The sequence below is a fragment of the Streptomyces sp. NPDC001868 genome, from assembly GCF_040297125.1.
Taxonomy (GTDB): Bacteria; Actinomycetota; Actinomycetes; order Streptomycetales; family Streptomycetaceae; genus Streptomyces.
In genome coordinates, this window is sequence record NZ_JBEOYO010000006.1 from 22621 (window position 1) to 44384 (window position 21764).

Sequence of the window (21764 nt, forward strand, 5' to 3'; positions counted from 1 at the left end):
GACGGCGCCGACGGGCGGAGCCGGCAAGAAGTGGGGGCAAGGCGATGAGCGGAGTAGTGATCCATCTTCCGCAGGACGGGGAGGGGCACGCGAGCGGTCACGGTGCGGGGCCGGTGACCCTGCGGCTGGGGCCCGGCGATGTGGCCCGCTTCGGGCGCGGTTCGGCCGACGCCCCGGTGGAGTTACGGCTCGGTGATCCGGCCGTCTCCCGGCTGGCGGGCGAGATACGGGTGACCGAGGACCACTGGCAGCTGAGCAACTTCAGCGCCACACACAGCTACTTGGTGGAGAACCCGGAAGGCGCCGGGGAATACCTGCGCGTCCCGCCGCGCCGGGCGGGGGCGCCCATTCCCTTCGAGTTCGCCCGGGTCGTCCTGCCGGCCCGGGGGTCGACGGCGAGCTTCCAGGTGTTCGCGCCGGATCACGTGTACCTCGATCCGGACCGTGCGCACCACGCGGGCGGCCGGTGGGGGACGCAGACCCTCACCGCCTACTCCCTGGACGAGACCGCCACGTACTTCCTGGTCCTGGTCGCGCTCTGCGAACCGCGGCTGCGCGACGAGTCGGCGGTCGCCGTGCCGACCACGCCCCAGGTCGTCGAACGGCTCAGGAGCTGTCCGGAGTACGGCGGGCTCACCGCTCGCGCCGTCAGCTCCCACATCGACTACCTCGCCGAGGAGAAACTTCGGTTGGGCGCCCCGGCCGCCGCGGACCCGGCGGGACAGGGTGCCCGCCGCAACGGCAAACGCGAGGCGATCGTCGGGCTCGCGCTCCGCTTCGGACTGGTCCACGAGGAGCACCTCGCCCTGCTGCCTCCGCGTGCGGCGGGAGGGGCGGGGGCGAAGGTGTGCGCCAAGTGAGCGCGCGCTTGGAGAAGTTCCCGCCCGGCTACCGGGTCGGGGACTGGGAGGTCGGCGAACGCATCGCGAGCGGAGGCTGGGGAACCGTCTACGAGGGACGGCGCGCGGTCCCGAGGGACGGGCGACCGGGAGCCGGGGACGAGTACGGGGACGGGGACGAGTACGGGGACGGGGCCGGCCGGGACGAGGTCGTCGCGCTCAAGTTCCTGCCCACCGCCGGGCTGGCCCCACGTCAGGCGCGCGCCCTCATGGAGACCGCCCGGCGGGAGACCGAGTTCGGGCGCCGGGCCCGCCATCCACGGCTGATCCGGATGCTCGACTCGGTCGTGCTCAGCGAACCCGGCGACCCCGTTCTCGACGGATCCGTCGTGCTGATCATGGAACGGGCCGCGCACAGCCTGCGCCAGTTCCTCGAACAGGACGGGCCGGGACCGACGGAACACGAGAAGGTGCGGCTCCTCACCGAGATCTGTGAGGGGCTGGCCCATCTGCACGGCATCAACTGGGTGCACGGCGACCTCAAGCCCGACAACGTACTGATCATGGCCGACGGTTCCGTCAGGCTCTCCGACTTCGGTCTCGCCGCGGAGCTGGACGGCACCCACGGCACCCACGGCTATATGCCGCCCTTGGGCACCCTCGACTATCTGCCGCCCGAGCGCTGGAGAGCCCCGCTGGGCGAGCGCGGCGTACAGGTGCGGCCGGGCAACGACATCTGGGCCCTCGGCGTCATGATCCACCAGATGTTCGCCGGCGGTACGTCACCGTTCCCCGGGGCCACACCGATGGCGCGCGGGGCGGCGGTGCAGGAGTACGCCGAGGGGCGCGCGTCGCTGCGGCTGGACAACGCCGTCCCCCCTTTCTGGCGTGAGCTGGCCGCCGACTGCCTGGCCCCGACGCACGCCGAGCGCGCCGTCCACACCGCCGACAGCCTGCTCGCCCGGATGCGGACGGCGGCGGCCACGCCGAACAGCACAGCGGCACCGGCCGCCCCGAAGTCCGGCGGACGGCGGAAGACGCTGCTCGGCGCCGTCGTGGTCGCCGCCGCGTTGTTCGGGGTGGCCGCCGCCGGCTGGACGTACGCCGGAGAGGACGAGCAGGAGGAGGGGGACGGCGCCGGGCCGGCGGGCCGCGTCACCGTGTACAACGTCGTGAAGCTGTGCCGTGACCGGGCCGAGGACCGCCTTCCGGCGTGCAGCCTCGGCCTGGCCATCGACCCCTCACGCCCGTACACCGTGGAGAACGTGGTGGTGACCCGGGTGTGGCACGACGACGTACTCTCCGTCGACTGTCACCTGCCTCAAGGGACGCCGGTGACCGACGAGTTCGGCGCGGGCTCCGCCCGGTGGTTCCGGGTCCGCCTCCCGGACGGGGCACCGAGCAGGACGGCCTGGCTGCCCGCCGTGCGTACGAAGGACCAGCCGGAGCTGCCCGAGTGTTCCTGAGAGGTCACGCGGGAACTTCGTGGGCTCCGCAGTCACGGATCACGCGGCCGTCGTTGTCCTTCGCCTCGTCGTTCCCCCAGCGCTGGAGGTAGTACGCCGACACATAGGCACGGCCCTTCCCACCGGGCGCCACCTCGTCGAGATCGGTCAGCAGCCAGTAGTGGTTGAACGAGCTGCCCACCTCCACCTTGTCGCCCCACTTCTTGCACAGGACGTAGTTCGTGCCCTTGTACAGCTTGCCCTGGGGCACGCACTGCGGCCTGCTGTCGCCGACGCAGTCGACGGCGGCGTAGCCGGTCGCGTCGGCGAAGGTGTCCACCCAGTACTTCGTGGGCTCGCCGCCTCCGCCACAGGCGTTGGTGCTGGTCACCTTGGGGAAGCTGTCGCCCGGTGAGAGCCGGTACTCCGTCCCCTGGATCACCGGGTGGACGATCTCGTCGTTCTCGCCGTTGTTGTCCCCGTTGGTGTCGTAGAGCTGCTCGTAGTGCAGATGCGCCGAGCTCGTGCCCTTCAGGCCCAGCCGCCCGAGCGTGGCCCCGGAGGCGACCTGCTGCCCGAGGCGTACGTCGATGCGGTCCATGTGCAGATAGACCGTGAACCAGCCGTTGCCGTGGTTGATCTCCAGGCCGCCGGGCTCGAAGGTCTCGGTGACCGTGCCGGCCGCGGAGGCGGCCACCAGGGAGCCGAGGGTGGTCCCGCCGACGCGGTACATGTCGAGCTTCTTGTCGTCGGGCGCGTGGCCGAGGTACGTCTGCAGCTGCCAGGTCTGGCCGCAGGCGAAGGGCAGTCTGAAGTCGGGTCGGGCGGCCGGAGCCGCGGGTGCCGAGCGCGCGGCACCCGGCGCGGCGGAAGCCGCCGGTACCGTGGCCACCCAAGCCGTCAGGACCGCCACCAGCACGGCCAGCACCGCGGCCGCCCGGCCCGGACCTCTCCCTCGTCGGAGCCGCATGTACCCCCACCCCTCCCTGTCACCGATTTACATGGCTGTCGCGTCGTCACGGTGCCCGATCCGGCGGGGAAAGGTACTCCCGCATGTTCCGGATGTCCTCCCCCGCCGCCTCACGGCTAGCTTCCGAACCGTCGGTTCACGGACCGCACAGGCACCACGGGGACAGGCATCAAGAGACAGGCACCACAAGGGGAGGGAGCGCTCGTGCGTCTAGGGGTGGGACTGCGGTGGCTGCTCGCCGCCGCGCTGTGCGCGGGGCTCCTGGCCGCGGCCGTCGTGGCGATCGGCGGCGGCGACTCGGCCGCCCAGCCACGCGGGGGGAACGCGGACGCGGCGGCCGGGCCGGGCCAGGATCCGCCCCGCAAGCCGACGACGGCGGAGCTGGACCTCCTGCACCGCGCGGAACAGTCGCTGATCCGGGACTGCATGGCCGACAGGGGTTTCCGCTACTGGCCCGTCCCCCGGCTGCCGGCACCGGACTACCGCGAGTTCCCCTACGGGATCGACGACGAGGCGTGGGCGGCGCGGCACGGGTACGGCCGGGACATCGAGCGGCGTCTCGAACGCGGCTGGAAGAACAGCGAGGGGAAGCGGTACCTCGACTCGCTTCCGAAGGCGCGCTACGAGGCCTACGGCGACGCTCTCTACGGGCCGAGCGAGGGCGGCGACCGGCTCAAGGTGACGCCTCCCATGGGCGGCACACTCAGCCACAGCGAGAAGGGCTGTGTCGCGGACTCATGGCGCGGCCTCTACGGGGATGTGCGCGCCTGGTACCGCTCGATCCAGGTGGTGAACGGTCTGCCCGGGATGCGGGTCGGCCGGGTCGCCGGGGACCCCGCGTTCCGCGCCGCGCTCGCCAAGTGGCGGGACTGCATGAAGCGACGCGGCCATGTGGCCGACAATCCCCCGGCGCTGCGCGACATCCGTCTGCGGGACACCGGCCGGGGGGCTCAGGCGAAGGACGTCAGGACCGCGGTGGACGAGGCCGAGTGCGGCCGTACGACCGGGCTCTCGGCCACGGCGAAGCGCCTGGACCGGCACTACGCGGACGTCCTGTACGGCGAGTACCGCACGGCGTACGACACGGCGCGGCGCATGCAGTCGGACGCCCTGCCCAAGGCTCGCGGTGTGGTCGGCCGGAACTGACACCGCGTGACAGCACCACCAGGCGGACCCCGGGACCGCGGAACGAACCAGGACACCGGAACACCGGGTCCACCGGGGCCGCGAAGGAGATCCGGCACGTCAACCAGTGACCGACACATCGATGACCGACACGACCGAAGGACTGACGAGATCATGAGCAAGCTGCGTACCGTGCTGGCCGGAGCGGCCATGGCCGCCACGGCGATCCTGGCCGCGCCCGGCATCGCCCAGGCCGACGGAGGCTGCAACACCGGCGAGTTCTGCGCCTACGCCGACGACAACGGGCTGACCTACCGCAACCAGGGCAACAGCACCGACTGGCCGAGCACGATCCAGAACAAGCTCGACTGGGTCGGGAACCGGGGCACCAGCGGCTCCCCGGCGCAGGTGAACATCTACTACAACGAGAACTACCGCAGCGCCTACGCCTGTCTCGGGCAGGGCCACGAATGGAACCTGCGCAACAACAGCCACACCTTCAACTGGACCGGCCTCTACAACGACGGTCAGGGCAAGGCCGTCCACGACAACGCGGCCTCCCACAAGTGGGTCTGGTCCTGCGGAAACAACACCTGATCGCACCCGGCCCGTAGCGGGTCACACGAGTGGGGCGTACCGGCCGCGGCCGGTACGCCTCGTGGCCCCCGCGCTCGTTCCGGAAGCTGTGCCGGGAACACTCTTGACGAGGCCATCGGGTCCATGCCTCCAGCGCTCACGGCGCACGCCCGAGCGCACGCCCCTGTCCGGCGGTACGCCCCGCCTCAGCGCGCTGAGCTGGCCCGTTCTTCGACCGGACACTGGGCGCCGCCGCCCCGGCCGACCCGACCGGTCCGGACCGTCCACCGGGCGGTGAAAGCTGTCGGTGGCGGGAACTATGCTCCCGCCCATGAACGAGGACGACAGAGGCCCCGGTAGACGAGTCGTCGATGGGCGCTTCGAGTTGGAGACCCGCCTCGGCGGTGGCGGGATGGGGACGGTCTGGCGGGCCAGGGACCTGGTGCTGCACAGGCTCGTGGCCGTCAAGGAGGTCCGCCCGCCCGACCGGGACCTCGCCGAGTACGACCCCGACGGCGCGCGAATGCTGCGTGAACGGGTGCTGCGCGAGGCCAGGGCCCTGGCCCGCATCGACCATCCGAACGTCGTCACCATCCACCACATAGTCGACGGCGGCGACGGCACGTTCCCGTGGATCGTGATGGAACTGGTCAGCGGGGGCTCGCTGGCCGACCGGCTGGCCGAGGGCCCGATGCCGCCGGCCGAGGCGGCGGGGATCGGCCGGCAGGTGCTGGCCGCGCTGACCGCCGCGCACGACGCCGGGATCCAGCACCGGGACGTCAAGCCCGCCAACGTCCTGCTGCGCCCCGACGGGCGTCCCGTCCTCACCGACTTCGGTATCGCCGCGATCCGTGAGACGACCGGCCTCACCGCCACCGGCTCCGTCATCGGCACGCCCGACTTCATGGCACCGGAGCGCATATCGGGACACGAGGGCGGAGCCGCGTCCGACCTGTGGTCGCTGGCGATGATGCTGTACACGGCGGTGGAGGGCCACCACCCGCTGCGCCGGGGCACCACGCTGGCCACCCTCGCCGCGGTCCTCAACGACGACGTCTCGCCTCCGGTACGCGCCGGTGCCCTGGGCGACGTCCTGATGAGCGTGCTCGTGCGGGACCCGTCGGCACGGCCGTCGGCAGCCGTACTGGACCGGCGACTTGCCGAGATCGAGTCGGGGCCGGCGGCCACTCCGGCGGGATGGGACGCGCCCACCTCGTATCCGCTGGTTCCGCCGTCGCCCGCTACCGCTGCCCACCCGGCGCCCCCGCATCCGGGCGGCTTCACCTCGCCGACGACGTTCGGACCGTCCGGTGTTCCGGCGCCGCCGCTTCCTGCCACCGGGACCGGCGTCGGCGCGGGCGCTCCCGGCCCGTCGACCACCTTCCCGGTCAAGGGGTTCGGGCCGCCGCCCGTCACAGCGCCCCCGGGGCAGGCTCCGTACCAGCGGACGACCGCACCCGTGGGCACGGTTCGCCCACGCGCACCGCGCCGGGCCGCCCTGCTGAGCGTGTCGGGGGTCTCGCTCGCCGCTGTCCTGGTCCTGCTGTGGTGGCTGCTGCCCCTGGGGAACGACTCTCAGGGCTCGGACGCGAGCGACTCCCCCACCACCTCCGCCTCGACCTCGACGTCCCCGAAGTCGACCGTCTCACCGGCCGATGCCGCCCCGGCGACCGGGCAACCGGCGGACGAGGAGACCTCGGAAACCCCGGAGACCTCCGAGACCTCGAAGACCGGCGACCTGCTGACTCCGGACGGCATCCGCACCGCGATCAAGGCGTTCGAGAAGGAGACCGGCCGGGACAGGTTCGGAGACTTCTCGGTCTACCCGGACTACGTGTCGGCCCAGCTCATGGTCGAGGGCAGTGACAGCAAGTACGACACCTACAGCTACCGCCCCGGTCAAGGCGTCGAGAAGGGCATCATCAAGGGCACGCTCGCCGGCGGCGAACAGCCCGTCAGTCTCGACGACTTCGACTGGGACAAGGTCCCCGCGCTTCTCGAGGAGGCGGAGAAGAAGCTCAACGTCGACGATCCCGAGAACCGGTACCTGCTGGTGCGACAGCCCAACGACATCTTCGACACCCCCGCCGGAATCGCCGTCTACCTGAGCGACGAGTACAGCCGCTCCGGCTACCTGGAGGCCGACACCGACGGCAAGGTGACCCGCGTGATGCCCGCGGAGGACTGATCCCTCGGGCCGTGTTCACCGTGCCTGCGCCGCCCCGGCCGCGGCGCGCACGACACGGCTCGCCGCCCTGACGGAGGGTGAAGCCCTTCGTCAGGGCGGCGAGGTCGAGCGCGAGCCGGCCGGCCCCGCCGGACAGCGCGAGCGGGTGCTCAGGTCGGCTCAACGGGGCGGTCTCAGCCGGTCACCGGCTGCAGCTTGGCGCGGAAGTGGCGCAGGATCGGGGACTGTTCCACGATGCGGTAGCCGTGGACGGATTCCGCGTTCTTGGCGATCCCTTCCAGGGTCCGGCCGACGTGGTCGTAGTGGCTGCGCGTGTAGACCCGGCGCGGGAGCGCCAGCCGGACGAGTTCGTACGGCGCGCTCTTGACGGGGTTGCCGTCCTCGTCCTCCTCACCGAGGTAGAGGGAACCGAGTTCGGCCGAGCGGATGCCGCCTTCGAGGTAGAGGCGGCAGGCGAGGGCGTGGCCCGGATAGTGGTGGGGCGGTATGTGCGGGAGCAGCCGGCCCGCGTTGAGGTAGAGGGCGTGCAGGCCCGGGGGTTCGAGGATGTCGACGCCCGCCGAGCGGACGCGGTCGGCGAGGTGGGAGGCGACGGCGGCCCGTTCGGCGAGGTACGCGGGTTCGGTGACCTCCAGCAGGCCGGTGGCCATCATGTCGAGGTCGCGGCCCGCGAGACCGCCGTACGTGGCGAAACCCTCGGTGGCGATGAGGAGCCGTTCGCACTTCTCGGCGAGTTCGGGGTCGTTGAGCCCGATGAAGCCGCCGATGTGGACGATGCCGTCCTTCTTGGCGCTCATCACACAGCCGTCGGCCAGACGGAACGCTTCTTCCGCGACCTGGCGCGGGGTACGGCCGCGGTACGCCTCCTCGTGACGGGTCACCAGCCAGGCGTTCTCGGCGAACCTGGCGGCGTCCAGGATCATCGGGACGCCGTGCCGGCGGCAGATCTCGGCGGTCTGCTTCAGGTTCTCCATGGAGACCGGCTGGCCGCCGCCCCCGTTGTTGGTGATCGTCATGATCACCACGCGGACGCGGGAGCCGTCCGGACCTTCGAGGGTGGTGCGGAGTCTGTCCAGGTCGATGTTGCCCTTGAAGGGCAGTTCGCTGTCGAGATCCCGGGCCTCGGCGCACGGGATGTCATGCGCCTGACATCCAGAAAGTTCCACGTTCGCCCGTGTGGTGTCGAAGTGGGTGTTGGCGAGGACGATGCCGCCGGGTTCGAGGAGTGTGGTGAAGAGGATGCGTTCGGCGGCACGCCCCTGGTGGGCGGGCAGGATGTACTTGTAGCCGGTCAGCTCGGTCACGGTCTCGTGGAACCGGTAGAAGGACCGCGAGCCCGCGTAGGACTCGTCGCCCTCCATGCCCGCCGCGAGCTGGGCGGCGGAGATGGCGCCGGTGCCCGAGTCGCTGAGCAGGTCGATGGTCACCTCCTCGGCGCGCAGGTCGAAGAGGTTGTAGTGCACCCGCTCCAGCGCCGCCACGCGCTGTTCGCGAGTGGTGAGCGCGATGGGCTCGACGACTTTGATGCGGTAGGGCTCCATGCTGATCCTTGCTTTCGAGGTGCTGCGGGTCGCTTCGCCGTGGATGTACAGGCGAGTGGGCTCTTGCCGTCCGGACGCCGGTGTCGCCGGGCCGGTCGGAACGATGTTCGGCGGCCGTACCTCGTAGGCCTCCGAGGAGATGTACGTGGTCACCCGGGGCGGCCGGTTCCGCTCGTGGGCCAGCGCCACGTACGCGATGAGTCCGGCACCGTCCCGCGGTCGCCGTGGGGTGACGGCGGCCAGTGACCGGTCGAGCGCGCCGGCGTCCAGTCCGTGGCGGCCGAGGACGGTCCCGGCCCGCCGGAGCGCCTCCCCGTCGTCCCGGGCGTAGTCGCGGACCGGGACATGGAGGGTGAAGCCGGTGGGGCCGCCGGTCGTCCGGGTGAAGGAATGGCAGGTGAGGACGGGTCGCCGGTCGAACCTGGCCTCCGGGGACGGACGTTGTCCCACCGCGTCGTCGAATCCGCCCACGGTGCGGAGGAACTCCTCCGACGTCTCACGGTCGGGGCCGGACTCCATCCGGCACAGACCGCCGCCGGCCGCCACCGGCAACTCCTTGTGGGTGGCGTAGATCTTCACCCGGGGCGCCGCCCAGTCGCCCAGGTCGAGTGCGAAGAACGGGTAGCCGTCGGCCGGCGGCAACGCGTCGAAGGCGTGCCGGTGGCCCAGCCGGTCCAGTGCTTCCCGTAGCGTCCCGACGGCCCTGGTCGCACCGGACGCCGACGGGTTCAGATACACCTTGACCTTGGGGACCCCGCCGGGGCGCAGTTCCAGGGCGATCCACAGCGCCAGCGGGCCCTGAGGGTCGGGGGGTAAGAACAGGTCCTCCAGGGCGTCGAGTTGATCGGTGGCGAAGCCCCAGCGCCGCGCCATCGACCGGACGACGCGCAGTCCGGTACGGCCGTTCTCCCTGAGGCCGTCGGCAGCGCATCCCGGATCCAGCAGCACCCGCACCGACGGCGGCGCGTCCGGGGTGAAGGAGAGCGAGAACTCCACCGGTGTGGAGTCGTCGGACAGGAAACTCCGGGACGGGGGCGGCAGCTCCAGAGGCCGATCGGCCGCCGCTCCCAGCGAGTCGGTCAGTACCTGCGCGTAGGTCTCGGCGTCGGCTCGCCCGAGCCCCGACACCTGGCACAACCGCAGCAGTTGGCCCGTCACGAGCCCGCCGAGCGTCCGGTCCCGCCGGGTGTCCCCGGCGCCGGACCCGATGGCGCTCACCGGTGCTCCCGCCGCTGCTCGGAGTGCGGGGCCCGGGCCGGGCCCGGGAGCGGGGCCTTCACCCCGTGCGTGCCGGGGGCGTGAGAGGACACAGAAAGATACCCGCCGACCTGGGCGGGTATCTCGTCTCGCGGCGACTGGTGGCGGGTCTCGCCCCTCGTGGCCTGTACGTGCCGTAACGCGGCGTGTCGTCGGGAGCGGCGGGAAATGTTCGGTTGTCGAGCAGAAGCGGCGCCGGTGGATATGTGGTCCACGACACCTCCCTTTGTTCGTTGGTCACCACGAATGCCGCCGCGTTACTACCCCTTTGGTTGAATACTCATGCAGTGCGTTCTGTTACAGGCTGTTGCGTGCGTCACCCCTTCAACCAGGAGAGGAAGGAGCCCCACACACCTCGCTCCGTCTTCCGTCCCGCCGATGGGTTCTCGCCACGTGCGGACGTCTCCGTCGTACGGGGCGGGTTCGGCCGCTGTACGGCCTGCGGGGTGAAGCGGCACGGGAGCGCGGCCAGCGCGCGGTGGAAGGGGCCGGGACGCCAGGTCAGGCTGTCCTCGGGCACCGCGATCTCGATGTCGTGCAGCCGGTTGAGCAGGTTCTCGATGGCCACCATGGTGACGAGCCGCGCGAGTTCCTTGGAGGGGCAGGCGTGCGGGCCCGCGCTCCAGGACAGGTGGGCCCGTCCGCCGCCGGCCCGACGTGCGGCGGACAGCACCGGGTCGGTGTTCGCGGCCGTCATGCTGACGAGGACGAGGTCGCCCGCCCGCAGCTTGGTCCCGCCGAACTCCATGTCGGCCGCGGGGTAGTGCGGCGCGTAGTTCGCCATGGGCGGGTTGTCCCACAGCGTGTCGTCGATGGCCTCCTCGATCAGGCCGCCGTCGGCGTACCGGTCGTGCAGGAGCAGCCGGTGCAGGGTGTTGCCGATGAGGTTGCGCAGCGGTTCGGCGCCCGCGCCCAGCAGCAGGATCAGCTGGTGGACCAGTTCCTCGTCGGTCAGCCGTGCCTCGTGGCGCATCAGGTACGAGGTGACGTCGTCGGAGGGCCTGGCCCGCTTGAGCGCGACCAGTTCGAACACGGCCTGTCCCAGCACCTCGTTCGCCTTCTCGGCGTTGACGCCCTCGAAGACGCCGGAGATGCCGAAGACGACCCGGTCGCCGATGTCCGCCGGGCAGCCGAAAAGCTCGTTGAACACGAGCAGCGGCAGCTGCTTGACGTAGTCGTTCATCAGGTCGACCGAACCGCGGGCGGCGACCTGGGCGATGAGGTAGTCGGAGGCCCGCTTGGTCATGTCGCTGAGCCGGCGGGAGTCGACCTTGGCGAGGCTGTCGGTGATGGCCTGGCGCAGCCGCGCGTGTTCGGCGCCATCGGTGAACATGGCGTTGGGGCGGTATCCCAGCATCGGGACGACCGGGCTGTCCGGACCGACCTTGCCCTCGGCGACGTCTCGCCAACGGCGGGCGTCCTTGCGGAAGCTGCCGGAGTCCTGGAGGAGTTTCAGGGCGGTCGCGTGCTCGGTGACGAGGGTCGCGTCCACACCGGGCGCGATCTCGACCGGAGCGGTCGGCCCGTAGTGCCGCATGTGCGCGTAGTACGCCTGGGGGTCGGCCGCGAACTCTGGACCGTACAGCGGAACCCGCAGTCCGCTGTCGTGGGCCGGGCAGCCGGGCGGTGGTGCGGGAAGGGAGGGGTCGGGGGTCATGTCTGCTCTGCTCCTAACGGGCGCGGTCCATCAAGTAGCGGACGAGCGTGATCAGTGCCTCGGCCGACGACCGTTCGTCCCGCGCGTCGCAGGTGACGATGGGGGTGTCGTCGAGGAGATCCAGCGCTTCGCGCAGTGCCCTTGCGTCGTGTATGGACGTACCGTCGAAATGGTTGATCGCGATCGCGTAGTCGAGTCCGTACTGCTCGATCAGGTCGATCACGGCGAACGAGTCGGCGAGCCGCTCGGGGTCGACCAGCACCAGCGCCCCGAGGGCGCCGCGGGCCATGTCCTCCCACATCTGCACGAAGCGCTGCTGGCCGGGAGTGCCGAAGAGGTACAGCACGACGCGGTCGCTGACGGTGAGACGACCGAAGTCCATGGCGACCGTGGTGGTGGTCTTGCCCTGGACGCCCTTGAGGTCGTCGACCGCCACGCTCGCCTGGGTCATCGTCTCCTCGGTGGAGAGCGGCGAGATCTCGGAGATCGACCCGATGAACGTGGTCTTGCCCACCGCGAAGTGCCCGACGACCAGGATCTTCACGGCGGTCTGCGTCTCTCCGCCGGGGACGTACGCCCGCTCATCCAAACTTGGACTGGAGACCATTGAGCACCTCCTCGAGAATCTTCAGGTTGGCGACGGGAGCACGCGTCTCCGGCGGGCGGGTGACCAGATAGCCGGCCTCGGAGAGCGCGGCCAGCAGGATCTTCACCACGCCCACCGGCAGTTGGATGTGCCCCGCGATCTCGGCGACGGAGAGATAACCGCCGACACACATCCGCAGCAGGTTCTGTTCCTCGGGCGAGAGGCGGGCAGGCCGCTGCTGCTGGTCGGCCACCGCGGTGACCAGCGTGATCAGGGAGAACTGGCTCTCCCCCGGCAGACTGCGGCCGCCGGTGATGACGTACGGCCGCACTAATTCGGCGGCCTCGAGCTCCTGCTTGTCGGAATCGGTCATGGCCCTACCACGCTGCTCTCCCGGGGCGGAGCCGTCATGACCTTGCCCAACTGGCCCACGAGCTGCTGCATCCGGAAGGTGATGTCCGCCATGTCGACGTCGGAGGACGCCGACACGGCGAGGTAGGCACCGTCACCGGCCGAGATGAGGAAGATCCAGCCGCCGTCGAACTCGACCAGGGTCTGCTGCCACCGCAGATCCGACCGGGAGCAGAAGAACGCCAGCGACCGGCTGAGCGACTGCATACCGCTCATCGCGGCGGCGGCCTTGTCCGCGTCGTCCTTGCCCACTCCCTTCGAACGGGCCCTCAACAGCCCGTCGGAGGAGACCAGAACCGCGTGGAGAGCTCCGGGGATCTCCAAGGCGCTGTCAAGCATCCAAGAAAGATCGTTGTTCATTGGATCTCGTGCCCTTCGCTGCTTGCGTCACGGGTACCGCCCGGCCGCTCCCCCGACTCGGGATGTGTGGCGCGGCCGGCGTCCGTGCCCTGCTTGAAGGCGGCCATGATCGCTGCCGTGTCCTCGCTGCGGCGCTTCGGCGGAGCCGAGGAGGCGGACGGACCGGTCGAGACCAGGGCCATCGGCCGCTTGCGCCGCCGCTTGGGCAGACCGTCCTCGGTCGTGGCCAGGGGCAGCGCCGGCTCGGGGGCGCTCTCGTGCACCGAGGGAGCCGTCTCGAAGGTCGACGGCTCCTGCCGCGGCGCGACCGTGTCCACCGACACCGTCGGCTGCTGCTTCGGCTCCGGCATGCTGGTGAGCAGTTCGTCGGGCAGCAGCACGACCGCCCGCACACCTCCGTAGGGGGAGGTGGAGTCCACCGACACCGTGAAGCCGAACCGCTCGCAGAGCACACCGATGACCGCGAAGCCGAACTGCGGAGGGTTGCCGAGCCCCGAGACACCCGTGGCCCGCTCGCTCGTGAGCAGCTTCTCGGCCCTGGCCTTCTCCTCCTCGTTCATCCCGACACCGGCGTCGTCGACGATGATGCAGACGCCCTTGGGCACGGAACGGACGTTGATCTCGACCACGGTGTCCGGGCTGGAGTAGCTGGTCGCGTTGTCCAGCAGCTCCGCGAGAGCCAGCGCCACCGGTTCGACGGCCCGGCTGGTCAGACCGAAGTCGACCTTCGACAGGATGTGTGCCCGCTGGAAGTGGCGGATCCTGCCCTGGGCGCTGCGGACCACGTCGTAGACCGAGGCCACGTCACGGTGCCGGCCGAGCCAGCCCTCGCACAGGACGGCGATGGACTGGGCACGCCGGCCGAACTGCGCGTTCATGTGGTCGATCTCCAGGAGGTCCTGGAGCATGACGGAATCACCGTACTTGCGCTGCAGCCCGGAAATGATGCGCTGCTGCTCGGCGGCGAGACCCTGCAGCGTCCGCATCGCGGACTTCAGGGCGGTCCTGGTCTCCCCCTCGGCTTCCTGCTGGGCCGAGCGGACGGACTCCGAGTATTGGCTCTCCAACTCACCGTAGTGGTTTCTGAGCCCTGCGATCTCCTGCCGTAATTTCCGCGCCGCCCGTCGCTGACGAACGATGAAGGCGACGGCGACAAGGGTTACGACAAGGAGTGCCCAGAGCGCCGGATTTTGTATGTATTGCGTCATGAGACCTTCTTCAGGCGGCCGATAGCCAGCTACTGAATTCCTGTCAATTCACACATACCGAAGGTCAGCCATTCCAGGGTTGTCACGAGGAATTCACCAAAGACGAGAGATGCTCGTTTTGCACCTATCCGTCCGTTCGGTAAGTGCGGTGATCGTATCATCACTCAAGCTGTTGACGAGGCGTCAACAGGGGCGTTCCTTCCGACAGTTGAGGCGAACCGGAACGCCGTGCGCGGGAGCCCCGGCGGAGCCGGTATCTACCGACCGACAGGTATCCCGTGTACGGCGCCACCTACCGGCCCACCGGCCATGGATCCGGCCACAGTTGGCGCCTCGGCCCCTCGCGGAGAGCCCCTCGGAAGTCATGATGGGCGGTAAGCGGAACTTCAGGGGGAGATCGCTGCGGTCGTCGTCGGCCCGCACCACTCGCCCGGCCGAAACCGCTCCGGACAGGACGACACATCCGCGGCGGCGTGCCGACGATCCGCCGCGTCGACACCACGGAGGCTGACATGGCACACAACGAACAAGGTCGCGTCGACAGACGTCAGTTCCTGTCCCGGTTCGGCGCCGGGACCATCGCGCTCGTGGCCGGCTTCGACCTCGTCGCCCGCCAGTGGGTGACCGAGGCCGCGGCGGCGGGCAGCCCCTCCTTCGCCACGGCACCGTCCCTCGACGGCACCCTCGTCTTCGACGCGGCGGCCCTCGCGGCGAACTCCCACGACCAGGGCAACATCGTGTTCCAGAGACCCTGCGCGGTGCTCCGGCCCGGTTCGGTCCAGGACATCAGAAAGATGGTCGGCTTCTGCGCCGACCACGACATCGAGGTCGCAGCGGCCGGCGCGCACCACGCGATGTTCGGCCAACCGCTCGTGAGCGGTGGCCTGGTCATCGAGATGCGGTCACGGAACACGATCCACTCGATCGGCCCGGACGGCGCCGACGTCGACGCCGGCGTGCTCTGGAAGGACCTGATCGAGGCCGCGTACCAGCAGGGTCTCACCCCGGCGTCGATCACCAGCTACACCAGGACGACCGTCGGCGGAACCCTGTCCATGGGCGGCATCGGAATGATGTCGGCCTACCGGGCGGGCGCACAGGTCGACCACGCCCGGCAGCTCCAGGTGGTCACCGGCGACGGCCGGATGAAGTGGTGCTCCGCCACCCAGAACAGCGACCTGTTCGAAGCCGCGCTCGGCGGACTCGGACAGTGCGGCGTGATCACGCGCGCGACCGTCGACCTGGTGCCGGCCAAGCAGCTGGCCCGCACCTACCGGATCGGGTACACGGACATACCGACGTTCTTCCGGGACATCCGCATCCTGGCGAACCGCGGCGAGTTCGACTCGCTCGGCAGCATCCCCCAGCCGGGCACCGCACAGCCCCTGACCCTGTGGGCCACCGTCTTCCACAACCCGGGCGAGGTCCCCGACACCGCCCACCTGCTGCGCGGGCTCAGCCCCGCCGCGGGCTCGGCGGCCTTCCAGGACTCGCCCTATCTCGACTACATCTCCCTGGTCACCACCATGTACGACTCCTTCGCGGCGAACCTGGACTGGGACGCGAAGATCAAGCCATGGTCGGACCTGTTCCTGCCGGACGACGCCGTCGAGGAGTACGTCGAGTCGGTGTTCTCCTCGCTGACCCCCGAGGACCTGGGCCCGACCGGCTTCGGGCTGATCTTCCCGATGCTGCGTTCGAGCTACGGCCGCCCCCTGCTGCGGCTCCCCAGCGACGCGGGCGGACCCTGGGTCTGGCTGGTCAGCGTGCTGACCGACGCGGCTGAGTCCGGCCCCGATCCCGACTTCACGTCACGGATGATGGACCGCAACTACCGCTTCTACCAGGACGCCGCCGCCGTCGGCGGCTTCCGCTACCCGCACGGCGCGTGCGCCTTCACCAAGGCCGACTGGCAGGCGCACTACGGCTCGATGTGGGCGCGGTTCAGCGCCTGGAAGAACGAGTACGACCCCAAGGGCATCCTGACCCCGGGCCCCGGCATCTTCTGACCCACCGGGTCCAGGGCGGCGGGGGAACTCGCCCTGGACCCACCCCGGCGGCCCGTACCGCTTCGCGGGCTTCACTCTTTCGGTCCCCGCCTCCGGGCCGGTGCGCACGGCCGGGAGGGGGCCCGGAAGGCGGCCGATCTCAGGTGGGCGCGGAGGAGCGCGGGGCGTCCGGCGTGGTGGGCCGGGAGAAGCCGGGGCACCGATGCTGGGAATCTGCCGGGTCCGGCGGCCGCAACACGCATATCGTGGAACGGCACACCGACGCTCGGCGCCAAGGCAGGCTGGACATGAGGGAACCGCATATCGACTATGCGGAGGTCTTCCGGGCTCTGCCCGGCATGGTGGCGCTGCTCACGCCCGATCTGGTGTACGCCGACGCCAACGACGACTTCCTGCGGCTGGCCGGGCGCACCCGCGAACAGCTGCTGGGCCGGTACATCTTCGACGTCTTCCCCGAGAACCCGAACGAACCGGCCGCGGCCGGTATGCGGGAGACCGAGGCGTCGATGCTGCGCGCGGTGGCCACCGGTGAGCGCGACACGATGGCGCTGATCCGCTACGACATCGAGGACCCGCAGCGCCCCGGCCTGTGGCAGGAGCACTACTGGAGCCCGGTCAACGCACCCGTCCTCGGCCCGGACGGGAAGGTCGCCCTGATCGTCCACCGGGTGGAGGAGGTCACCGAACTCATCCGTGCCCGGGGCGGTCCGGGCGGGGACACCGGGGGCGGCCCGCAGGGCGACAGCCGGGCCCGGGTCCTGGAGGCCGAGCTGTACACCCGCGCCCGGGAACTGCAGGAGGTCAACGAACGGCTGCGCACCGCGCACGCCCACGAACGCGAGGTGGCCCTCGCCCTGCAGGCGGCGATGCTGCCCCCGCCCGGCCCGACCGGGCCGCACGACGTGGCGGTGCGGTACCGGCCGGCCATCGGCGCCCTGAACGTGTGCGGCGACTGGTACGACCTGGTCGGCCTGCCCGGCGAGGGCCTCGCGGTGGCCGTGGGCGACGTCGTGGGCCACGGTCTGGCCGCCGCCTGCGCCATGGGGCAGCTGCGCAGCGCCCTGAGCGGGGCCACCCGGGTCGCCGACGGTCCGGCCGAGGCCCTGGAGGCGCTCGACCTCTACGCCCGCTCCGTGGACGGCGCCGAGTCGACCACCGTCGTGACGACCTTCATCGACTGGGCCGGCCACACCATCACCTACAGCTGCGCGGGCCACCCGCCGCCCGCCCTGGTGCACCCCGACGGCACGGTCACCTTCCTCGATGGCGCCACCGACCCTCCGCTCGCCGCCCGCCCCGTCCATGCCGCCCGCCCCCAGGCCCGTACGCCGTTCGTCGACGACTCCACCCTGGTCCTGTACACGGACGGGCTGATCGAACGCCGTACCGAAGGCATCGACACCGGTCTGGAGCGCCTCGCCGGTTCCCTGGCCCGACACCGGAAGCACGACCCCGAGACCCTGGCCGACGCCCTCCTCGCCGATCTCCTGCCCGCCTCCGGCAACACCGACGACACCGCGCTGATCGTCCTGCGCCTGTGACCGGTGCGGCGGCCTGATCCGACCCGCGCCCGGCGTCCCGCTCATCTGCCCCAGATCTTCCGGTACCCCTCCCGGTAGCCCGTCGGGTCCCAGCTGGTGGCGCCGTCGCTGTTGTCGGCCGTACTGACGTGGACGGGCGCCACATAGCCGCTGGCCGGGCGGTCGGAGAAGGCGCGGTTGAACTCGTCGACGATCTGCCAGCCCTGCAGGGAGAGCGGCTCGGGGACGGTGGCAGCCTGGTACTGGTCGCTGTTGACGCGCTGGAAGGCGGAGGGGTCGCCGTCCCCGGCGCCGATGTTGAAGGGCGGGCCCGAGCCGTCCTTGCCGGCCGCGCGGAAGGCGGGCGCGGCGTCGGCGAAGTACAGGTCGTTGATGGCGACCGAGTGGGTCCAGCGGTCCTGGAACCGGGAGAGGAGCGAGGAGACCTCGCGGGGTGTGCGGCTGCTCGCGTCGGAGATCGGGATGTTCTCGTACGACAGGAGGTCCACGCCCGCGCAGGTGGCGAGTTCCTCTCTGATCAGGTCGGACTTGTTCTTGGCGAAGGGGATCGAGGCATCGGTGAAGATCACCACTCCGGCGTCGCCGTCGGAGGTGGAGATGACCCACTGCGCGCTGATCCTGGCCACCTGCTCGACCCGGGTGGTGACGTTGGTGAAGAGCGCGGGGCGTCGGCTGGGGCCGGGGGCGGCGACCGCGTGCCAGCCGACGAGGGGGATGCCCGCCCGCTGGGCGCGCGCGTTCTGCTGCGAGGTCGCGTTGGGGTCGAAGCCGCCGATCACGATGCCCGAGGGCCGCAGGGTCACGGCCTCGCTCATCGCCGCCTGGATGCCGGCGGGGGCGCCGCCGCCGTCGATCACCCGGACGTTCCAGCCGATGACCCGCGCGGCCTCCCGGACGCCCTCGGCGGCGCCCGCGACTCCGGGGTTGGTCATGGTCTGGGCGACGTAGACGAGGGTTCTGCCGGTCACGGCCCTGGGTCCGGTGGTGGGGCCGTTCCAGGGGATGTCGGTCCGCTCCGCCCGGCTGACGGCGGACCGGGCCTCGGCCTGGGCCTCGGGGCAGCCGCTCGTGCCCGTGGCGGTGCCCTCCGCGTCACTCGACGATCCGCGTTCGCAGCCGGCGAGCAGCGCGGTGGTCAGGGTCAGCAGGGCGGTCGCCGCGTACCGGGCCCTGCGTGCGCCGGAGTGAGGCTTGCGTGTGTGGTGCACGGAGACTCCTCGCGGAGGGACGAGCGGGAGAACGCGGCCGGGACTCCGGGGGCGGGGTGCGGGGCCGGGGTCATGGGGTACCGCCCGGTGGCGGGGCGGGCGGTGGCTCCGAGGTCCCGTCGGGCGCGTCGCGGGCCGCGAAGACGCCGGTGTGCACCCGGCGGCGGGCGGCGTATCCGGCCAGGCCGACGGCGAGGAGCAGGGTGCCGCCGTGGAACAGGGGCACCGTCCAGAACTCGGCGCCCATCTGGGCGATGCCGGTGAGGCCGACGGCGAGGACGGCGACGGCGACGAGGGTGCCCGGGGCGTTGGGGCGGCCGGGCTTGATCGCGGTTGAGCCGAGGAGGGCCCCGACGAAGGCGGGCAGCAGATAGTCGAGGCCGACGCTCGGGTTGCCGATCTGCTGCTGGGCGGCGAGCAGCACCCCGGCGAAGCCGACGATCAGCCCGGACGCGGCGAAGGCGCAGACGGTGTACTTGCGGACCGGGATACCGACGAGGTCGGCGGCGCGCGGGTTCGACCCGACGACGTACAGACAGCGGCCGATCGGCAGTCGCTCCAGCACCAGCCAGAGGGCGACCGCGAGCACCAGCACGTAGAAGGCGGGGACCGGGAGGCCGAGGAACGTGGAGGTGTAGAGGTCGGTGAAGGCGGGCGGGAGACCCCCCGGGCCGGGGACGATCCGGCCGCCGTCGGTGATCCAGCCGGTCACGGCGAACATCATGCTGCCGGTGCCGAGGGTGGCGATGAAGGAGTCGATACGGCCGAACTCGACGATGACGCCGTTGAGGACGCCCACGACCAGCCCGCCGACGATCACCGCGAGACAGGCGAGCGGCCAGGGCCACTCCGCCTCGACGACGAGGTACAGCACCATGACGTGCGCCAGGCCGAGGCCGTAGCCGATGGAGAGGTCGAACGCGCCGGCCACGATGGGGACCATGGCGGCGAGCGCGAGGACGGCCGGGATCGACTGGGTGGAGAGGATCGAGTCGAGGGTGTCCAGGGTGGGGAAGGTGCGCGGCAGGGTCAGGGAGAAGATCAGGACGAGCAGGGCGGTGAGGGCGAGGAGGCCGTAGGCGCCGATGAAGTGCCCGGCGGAGACACCGTGGTGGCCGGGCCGGTCCGGGGTGCGCGGGCGGCGCGGCGCGGACGGCGGGGGCGGGGCGGTCACGGGTGCGTCGTGGTTCCGGCGGGGGGCATGGCCGAGGCCGCCCGGGTCAGCCCCGCGACCGTGAGGGCCGGACCGCTCAGCTCGGCCGTCACGGCTCCCCGGACGAAGACCAGGGCGCGCCCGCACACCCCCGCGACCTCCTCGAAGTCGGTGGAGAGGAGAAGGACCGCGAGGCCCTTGGCCAGCGCCTCGTCGAGCAGGCGGTGGACGGCCGCCTTGGCACCGATGTCCACGCTCGCCGTCGGCTCCTCCAGGATCAGCAGCCGCAGACCGGTCCGGAGCCAGCGCCCGATCATGACCTTCTGCTGGTTCCCGCCGGACAGGGTGGCGATGGTGGCCTCACTGTCCGGCGGGAGCACCGAGAACCGTTGGATCAGGGCGGCCGCCTCGGCGCGTTCCCTGCGGGGGCGGATCCAGCGCGGTGCCGGCCCGTCTCCGGCGCGGGGGTTGGCCAACAGGTTCTCGCGCACGGTCAGTTCGGCGAGGCAGCCCTCCCGCTGCCGGTCGCCGGGGACGAAGGCGACCCCGCGTCCGACGGCCTCAGCGACCGTACGGGGGCGGTACGGGGCGCCGTCGAGGAGGACCCGGCCGCCGAGGAGGGGCCGGGCACCGGCGAGGGCCCGGCCGAGGTCCATGTGCCCGGCGCCGGAGAGACCGACCAGACCGAGGGCCTCCCCGGCCCGCAGCTCCAGGTCGACCGGTCCCGCGCCGGAGGTCCGTACGCCGTCGAGGACCAGGACCGCCGGGCCGCCGGCCGGTCCCACGGCGGGGCGGTGGCCGGCCGATCCCGTGGCAGGGCGGTGGCCGGCCGGTGTCGGGGCGGGGCGGGGGCCGGCCGGTTCCTCGCCGGTGATGTCGCGCACCAGACGGACGGGGCTGTGGCCCGCCGTCGAGCCGTGGCTGACGAGACGGCCGTCGCGCAGGACGGCGAAGGTGTCGGCGACCTCGTACACCTCGTCGAGGCGGTGGCTGACGTAGAGGATGCCGTGGCCCCGGTCGCGCAGGGTGTGCAGGACGCGGAAGAGCCGGGCGCAGTCCGCGGCGGGGAGCCGGGCGGTCGGTTCGTCGAGGACGATGAGCTGCGCGCGGGTGGCCAGGGCGCGGGCGATGGCGACCAGGGACCGTTCGGCGGGGGCGAGGCGGGCGATCGGCGCGTCGGGGTCGAGATGGCCGCCGACGAGCCCCAGGGCCTCGGCGCAGCGGTCCCGGGTGCGCCGCCAGGAGATCAGTCCGGCGCGGCGCGCGTACCCGGTGCTCAGGGCGATGTTCTCGGCGACGGTCATCCACTCCACGAGGCCGAGGTCCTGGTGGATGAACGACATGTGGTGGGCGACGGCGTGGCTGCCGAGCGGGTGCCCTTTCACGGTGATCCGGCCCGAGTCCGCGTGATGGACCCCGGCGAGGATCTTGATGAGGGTGGACTTCCCGGCTCCGTTGGGGCCGAGGAGCGCGAGCACGCTGCCCGCGTGGACGTCGAGGTCGACCCCGGCCAGGGCGAGGGTGCCGCCGAATCGTTTGGTGAGGCCGCGGACACGGACCAGCGGTTCCGGCCCGCTGGGCGGGGCCGGCTGCGCAGAGGTGTCGTGAGCGTCGTGCACGGACAGCTCCGGAGGTCGGCGGCCTGGCGAGTTCTTCCCGAGTACGGCTTGCGCCAGCGATACTAATCGGT

17 protein-coding genes are annotated in these 21764 nt (G+C 71.3%); 7 read left to right on the forward strand and 10 right to left on the reverse strand.

What is annotated here, in order from left to right:
• Positions 1-44 precede the first annotated feature (44 nt).
• Positions 45-860 (forward strand): serine/threonine protein kinase, encoded by an 816-nt coding sequence (locus ABT147_RS09315; RefSeq protein ID WP_351403658.1) that lies wholly within the window; start codon positions 45-47, stop codon positions 858-860.
• On the forward strand, positions 848-2305 hold the full coding sequence (locus tag ABT147_RS09320) for a serine/threonine-protein kinase (RefSeq protein ID WP_351403659.1): 1458 nt from the start codon (positions 848-850) through the stop codon (positions 2303-2305). Before ABT147_RS09315 ends, ABT147_RS09320 begins: the two co-directional genes overlap by 13 nt.
• A gap of 4 nt (positions 2306-2309) precedes the next feature.
• Here ABT147_RS09320 and ABT147_RS09325 read toward each other — a convergent pair whose 3' ends face one another.
• Positions 2310-3254 (reverse strand): M23 family metallopeptidase, encoded by a 945-nt coding sequence (locus ABT147_RS09325; RefSeq protein ID WP_351403660.1) that lies wholly within the window; start codon positions 3252-3254, stop codon positions 2310-2312.
• Between the two features lie 204 nt (positions 3255-3458).
• Here ABT147_RS09325 and ABT147_RS09330 point away from each other — a divergent pair, with 204 nt between their 5' ends.
• From ABT147_RS09330 to ABT147_RS09340, 3 genes are all read left to right on the forward strand, one after another.
• Positions 3459-4400, forward strand: coding sequence for a hypothetical protein (locus ABT147_RS09330; protein ID WP_351403661.1), 942 nt, complete (start codon positions 3459-3461; stop codon positions 4398-4400).
• Positions 4401-4553: 153 nt separating this feature from the next.
• Positions 4554-4976, forward strand: a complete 423-nt coding sequence (locus ABT147_RS09335; RefSeq protein WP_351403662.1) for a hypothetical protein — start codon at positions 4554-4556, stop codon at positions 4974-4976.
• Positions 4977-5286: 310 nt separating this feature from the next.
• Positions 5287-7143 carry a serine/threonine-protein kinase gene (locus tag ABT147_RS09340; RefSeq protein WP_351403663.1) on the forward strand — a complete coding sequence of 619 codons (1857 nt, stop codon included), beginning with the start codon at positions 5287-5289 and terminating at the stop codon, positions 7141-7143.
• Positions 7144-7316: 173 nt separating this feature from the next.
• On the opposite strand, the gene ABT147_RS09345 is transcribed toward ABT147_RS09340, so the two are convergent.
• From ABT147_RS09345 to ABT147_RS09370, 6 genes are all read right to left on the reverse strand, one after another.
• Positions 7317-9902: a tryptophanase gene (locus tag ABT147_RS09345; protein ID WP_351403664.1), complete on the reverse strand. Its 2586-nt coding sequence runs from the start codon at positions 9900-9902 to the stop codon at positions 7317-7319.
• Between the two features lie 355 nt (positions 9903-10257).
• The gene (locus ABT147_RS09350; protein WP_351403665.1) at positions 10258-11598 is read right to left on the reverse strand and encodes a cytochrome P450; all 1341 of its coding nucleotides are present in this window, start codon (positions 11596-11598) and stop codon (positions 10258-10260) included.
• Positions 11599-11611: 13 nt separating this feature from the next.
• Complete coding sequence (locus ABT147_RS09355) at positions 11612-12205, reverse strand: GTP-binding protein (protein ID WP_351403667.1); 594 nt, start codon at positions 12203-12205, stop codon at positions 11612-11614.
• Positions 12180-12557 carry a DUF742 domain-containing protein gene (locus ABT147_RS09360; protein ID WP_351403668.1) on the reverse strand — a complete coding sequence of 126 codons (378 nt, stop codon included), beginning with the start codon at positions 12555-12557 and terminating at the stop codon, positions 12180-12182. Before ABT147_RS09360 ends, ABT147_RS09355 begins: the two co-directional genes overlap by 26 nt.
• Positions 12554-12955: a roadblock/LC7 domain-containing protein gene (locus tag ABT147_RS09365; RefSeq protein ID WP_351403669.1), complete on the reverse strand. Its 402-nt coding sequence runs from the start codon at positions 12953-12955 to the stop codon at positions 12554-12556. The genes ABT147_RS09360 and ABT147_RS09365 overlap by 4 nt, the downstream gene beginning before the upstream one ends.
• Positions 12952-14163 (reverse strand): sensor histidine kinase, encoded by a 1212-nt coding sequence (locus tag ABT147_RS09370; RefSeq protein WP_351403670.1) that lies wholly within the window; start codon positions 14161-14163, stop codon positions 12952-12954. The genes ABT147_RS09365 and ABT147_RS09370 overlap by 4 nt, the downstream gene beginning before the upstream one ends.
• Positions 14164-14675: 512 nt before the next feature.
• Between ABT147_RS09370 and ABT147_RS09375 the strand changes: the two genes are divergently transcribed.
• Positions 14676-16172 carry an FAD-binding protein gene (locus ABT147_RS09375; protein WP_351403671.1) on the forward strand — a complete coding sequence of 499 codons (1497 nt, stop codon included), beginning with the start codon at positions 14676-14678 and terminating at the stop codon, positions 16170-16172.
• A 287-nt stretch (positions 16173-16459) separates the two neighbouring features.
• On the forward strand, positions 16460-17713 hold the full coding sequence (locus ABT147_RS09380; protein WP_351403672.1) for a PP2C family protein-serine/threonine phosphatase: 1254 nt from the start codon (positions 16460-16462) through the stop codon (positions 17711-17713).
• A 41-nt stretch (positions 17714-17754) separates the two neighbouring features.
• On the opposite strand, the gene ABT147_RS09385 is transcribed toward ABT147_RS09380, so the two are convergent.
• The 3 genes from ABT147_RS09385 to ABT147_RS09395 form a co-directional block, all read right to left on the reverse strand.
• Positions 17755-18921 (reverse strand): substrate-binding domain-containing protein, encoded by a 1167-nt coding sequence (locus ABT147_RS09385; protein ID WP_351403673.1) that lies wholly within the window; start codon positions 18919-18921, stop codon positions 17755-17757.
• 70 nt (positions 18922-18991) lie between these two features.
• A complete protein-coding gene (locus ABT147_RS09390; RefSeq protein WP_351403674.1) occupies positions 18992-20095 on the reverse strand; it encodes an ABC transporter permease in 1104 nt (367 codons plus the stop codon).
• The gene (locus ABT147_RS09395; protein ID WP_351403675.1) at positions 20092-21693 is read right to left on the reverse strand and encodes a sugar ABC transporter ATP-binding protein; all 1602 of its coding nucleotides are present in this window, start codon (positions 21691-21693) and stop codon (positions 20092-20094) included. The genes ABT147_RS09390 and ABT147_RS09395 overlap by 4 nt, the downstream gene beginning before the upstream one ends.
• Positions 21694-21764: the final 71 nt, after the last annotated feature.

Bases quoted from the DNA above. Each gene is read 5' to 3' on its own strand.
- ABT147_RS09360 (WP_351403668.1), bottom strand. From the start codon at position 12,557: ATGACCGATTCCGACAAGCAGGAGCTCGAGGCCGCCGAATTAGTGCGG.
- ABT147_RS09350 (WP_351403665.1), bottom strand. From the start codon at position 11,598: ATGACCCCCGACCCCTCCCTTCCCGCACCACCGCCCGGCTGCCCGGCC.
- ABT147_RS09365 (WP_351403669.1), bottom strand. From the start codon at position 12,955: ATGAACAACGATCTTTCTTGGATGCTTGACAGCGCCTTGGAGATCCCC.
- ABT147_RS09340 (WP_351403663.1), top strand. From the start codon at position 5,287: ATGAACGAGGACGACAGAGGCCCCGGTAGACGAGTCGTCGATGGGCGC.
- ABT147_RS09325 (WP_351403660.1), bottom strand. From the start codon at position 3,254: ATGCGGCTCCGACGAGGGAGAGGTCCGGGCCGGGCGGCCGCGGTGCTG.
- ABT147_RS09355 (WP_351403667.1), bottom strand. From the start codon at position 12,205: ATGGTCTCCAGTCCAAGTTTGGATGAGCGGGCGTACGTCCCCGGCGGA.
- ABT147_RS09375 (WP_351403671.1), top strand. From the start codon at position 14,676: ATGGCACACAACGAACAAGGTCGCGTCGACAGACGTCAGTTCCTGTCC.
- ABT147_RS09380 (WP_351403672.1), top strand. From the start codon at position 16,460: ATGAGGGAACCGCATATCGACTATGCGGAGGTCTTCCGGGCTCTGCCC.
- ABT147_RS09370 (WP_351403670.1), bottom strand. From the start codon at position 14,163: ATGACGCAATACATACAAAATCCGGCGCTCTGGGCACTCCTTGTCGTA.
- ABT147_RS09315 (WP_351403658.1), top strand. From the start codon at position 45: ATGAGCGGAGTAGTGATCCATCTTCCGCAGGACGGGGAGGGGCACGCG.
- ABT147_RS09335 (WP_351403662.1), top strand. From the start codon at position 4,554: ATGAGCAAGCTGCGTACCGTGCTGGCCGGAGCGGCCATGGCCGCCACG.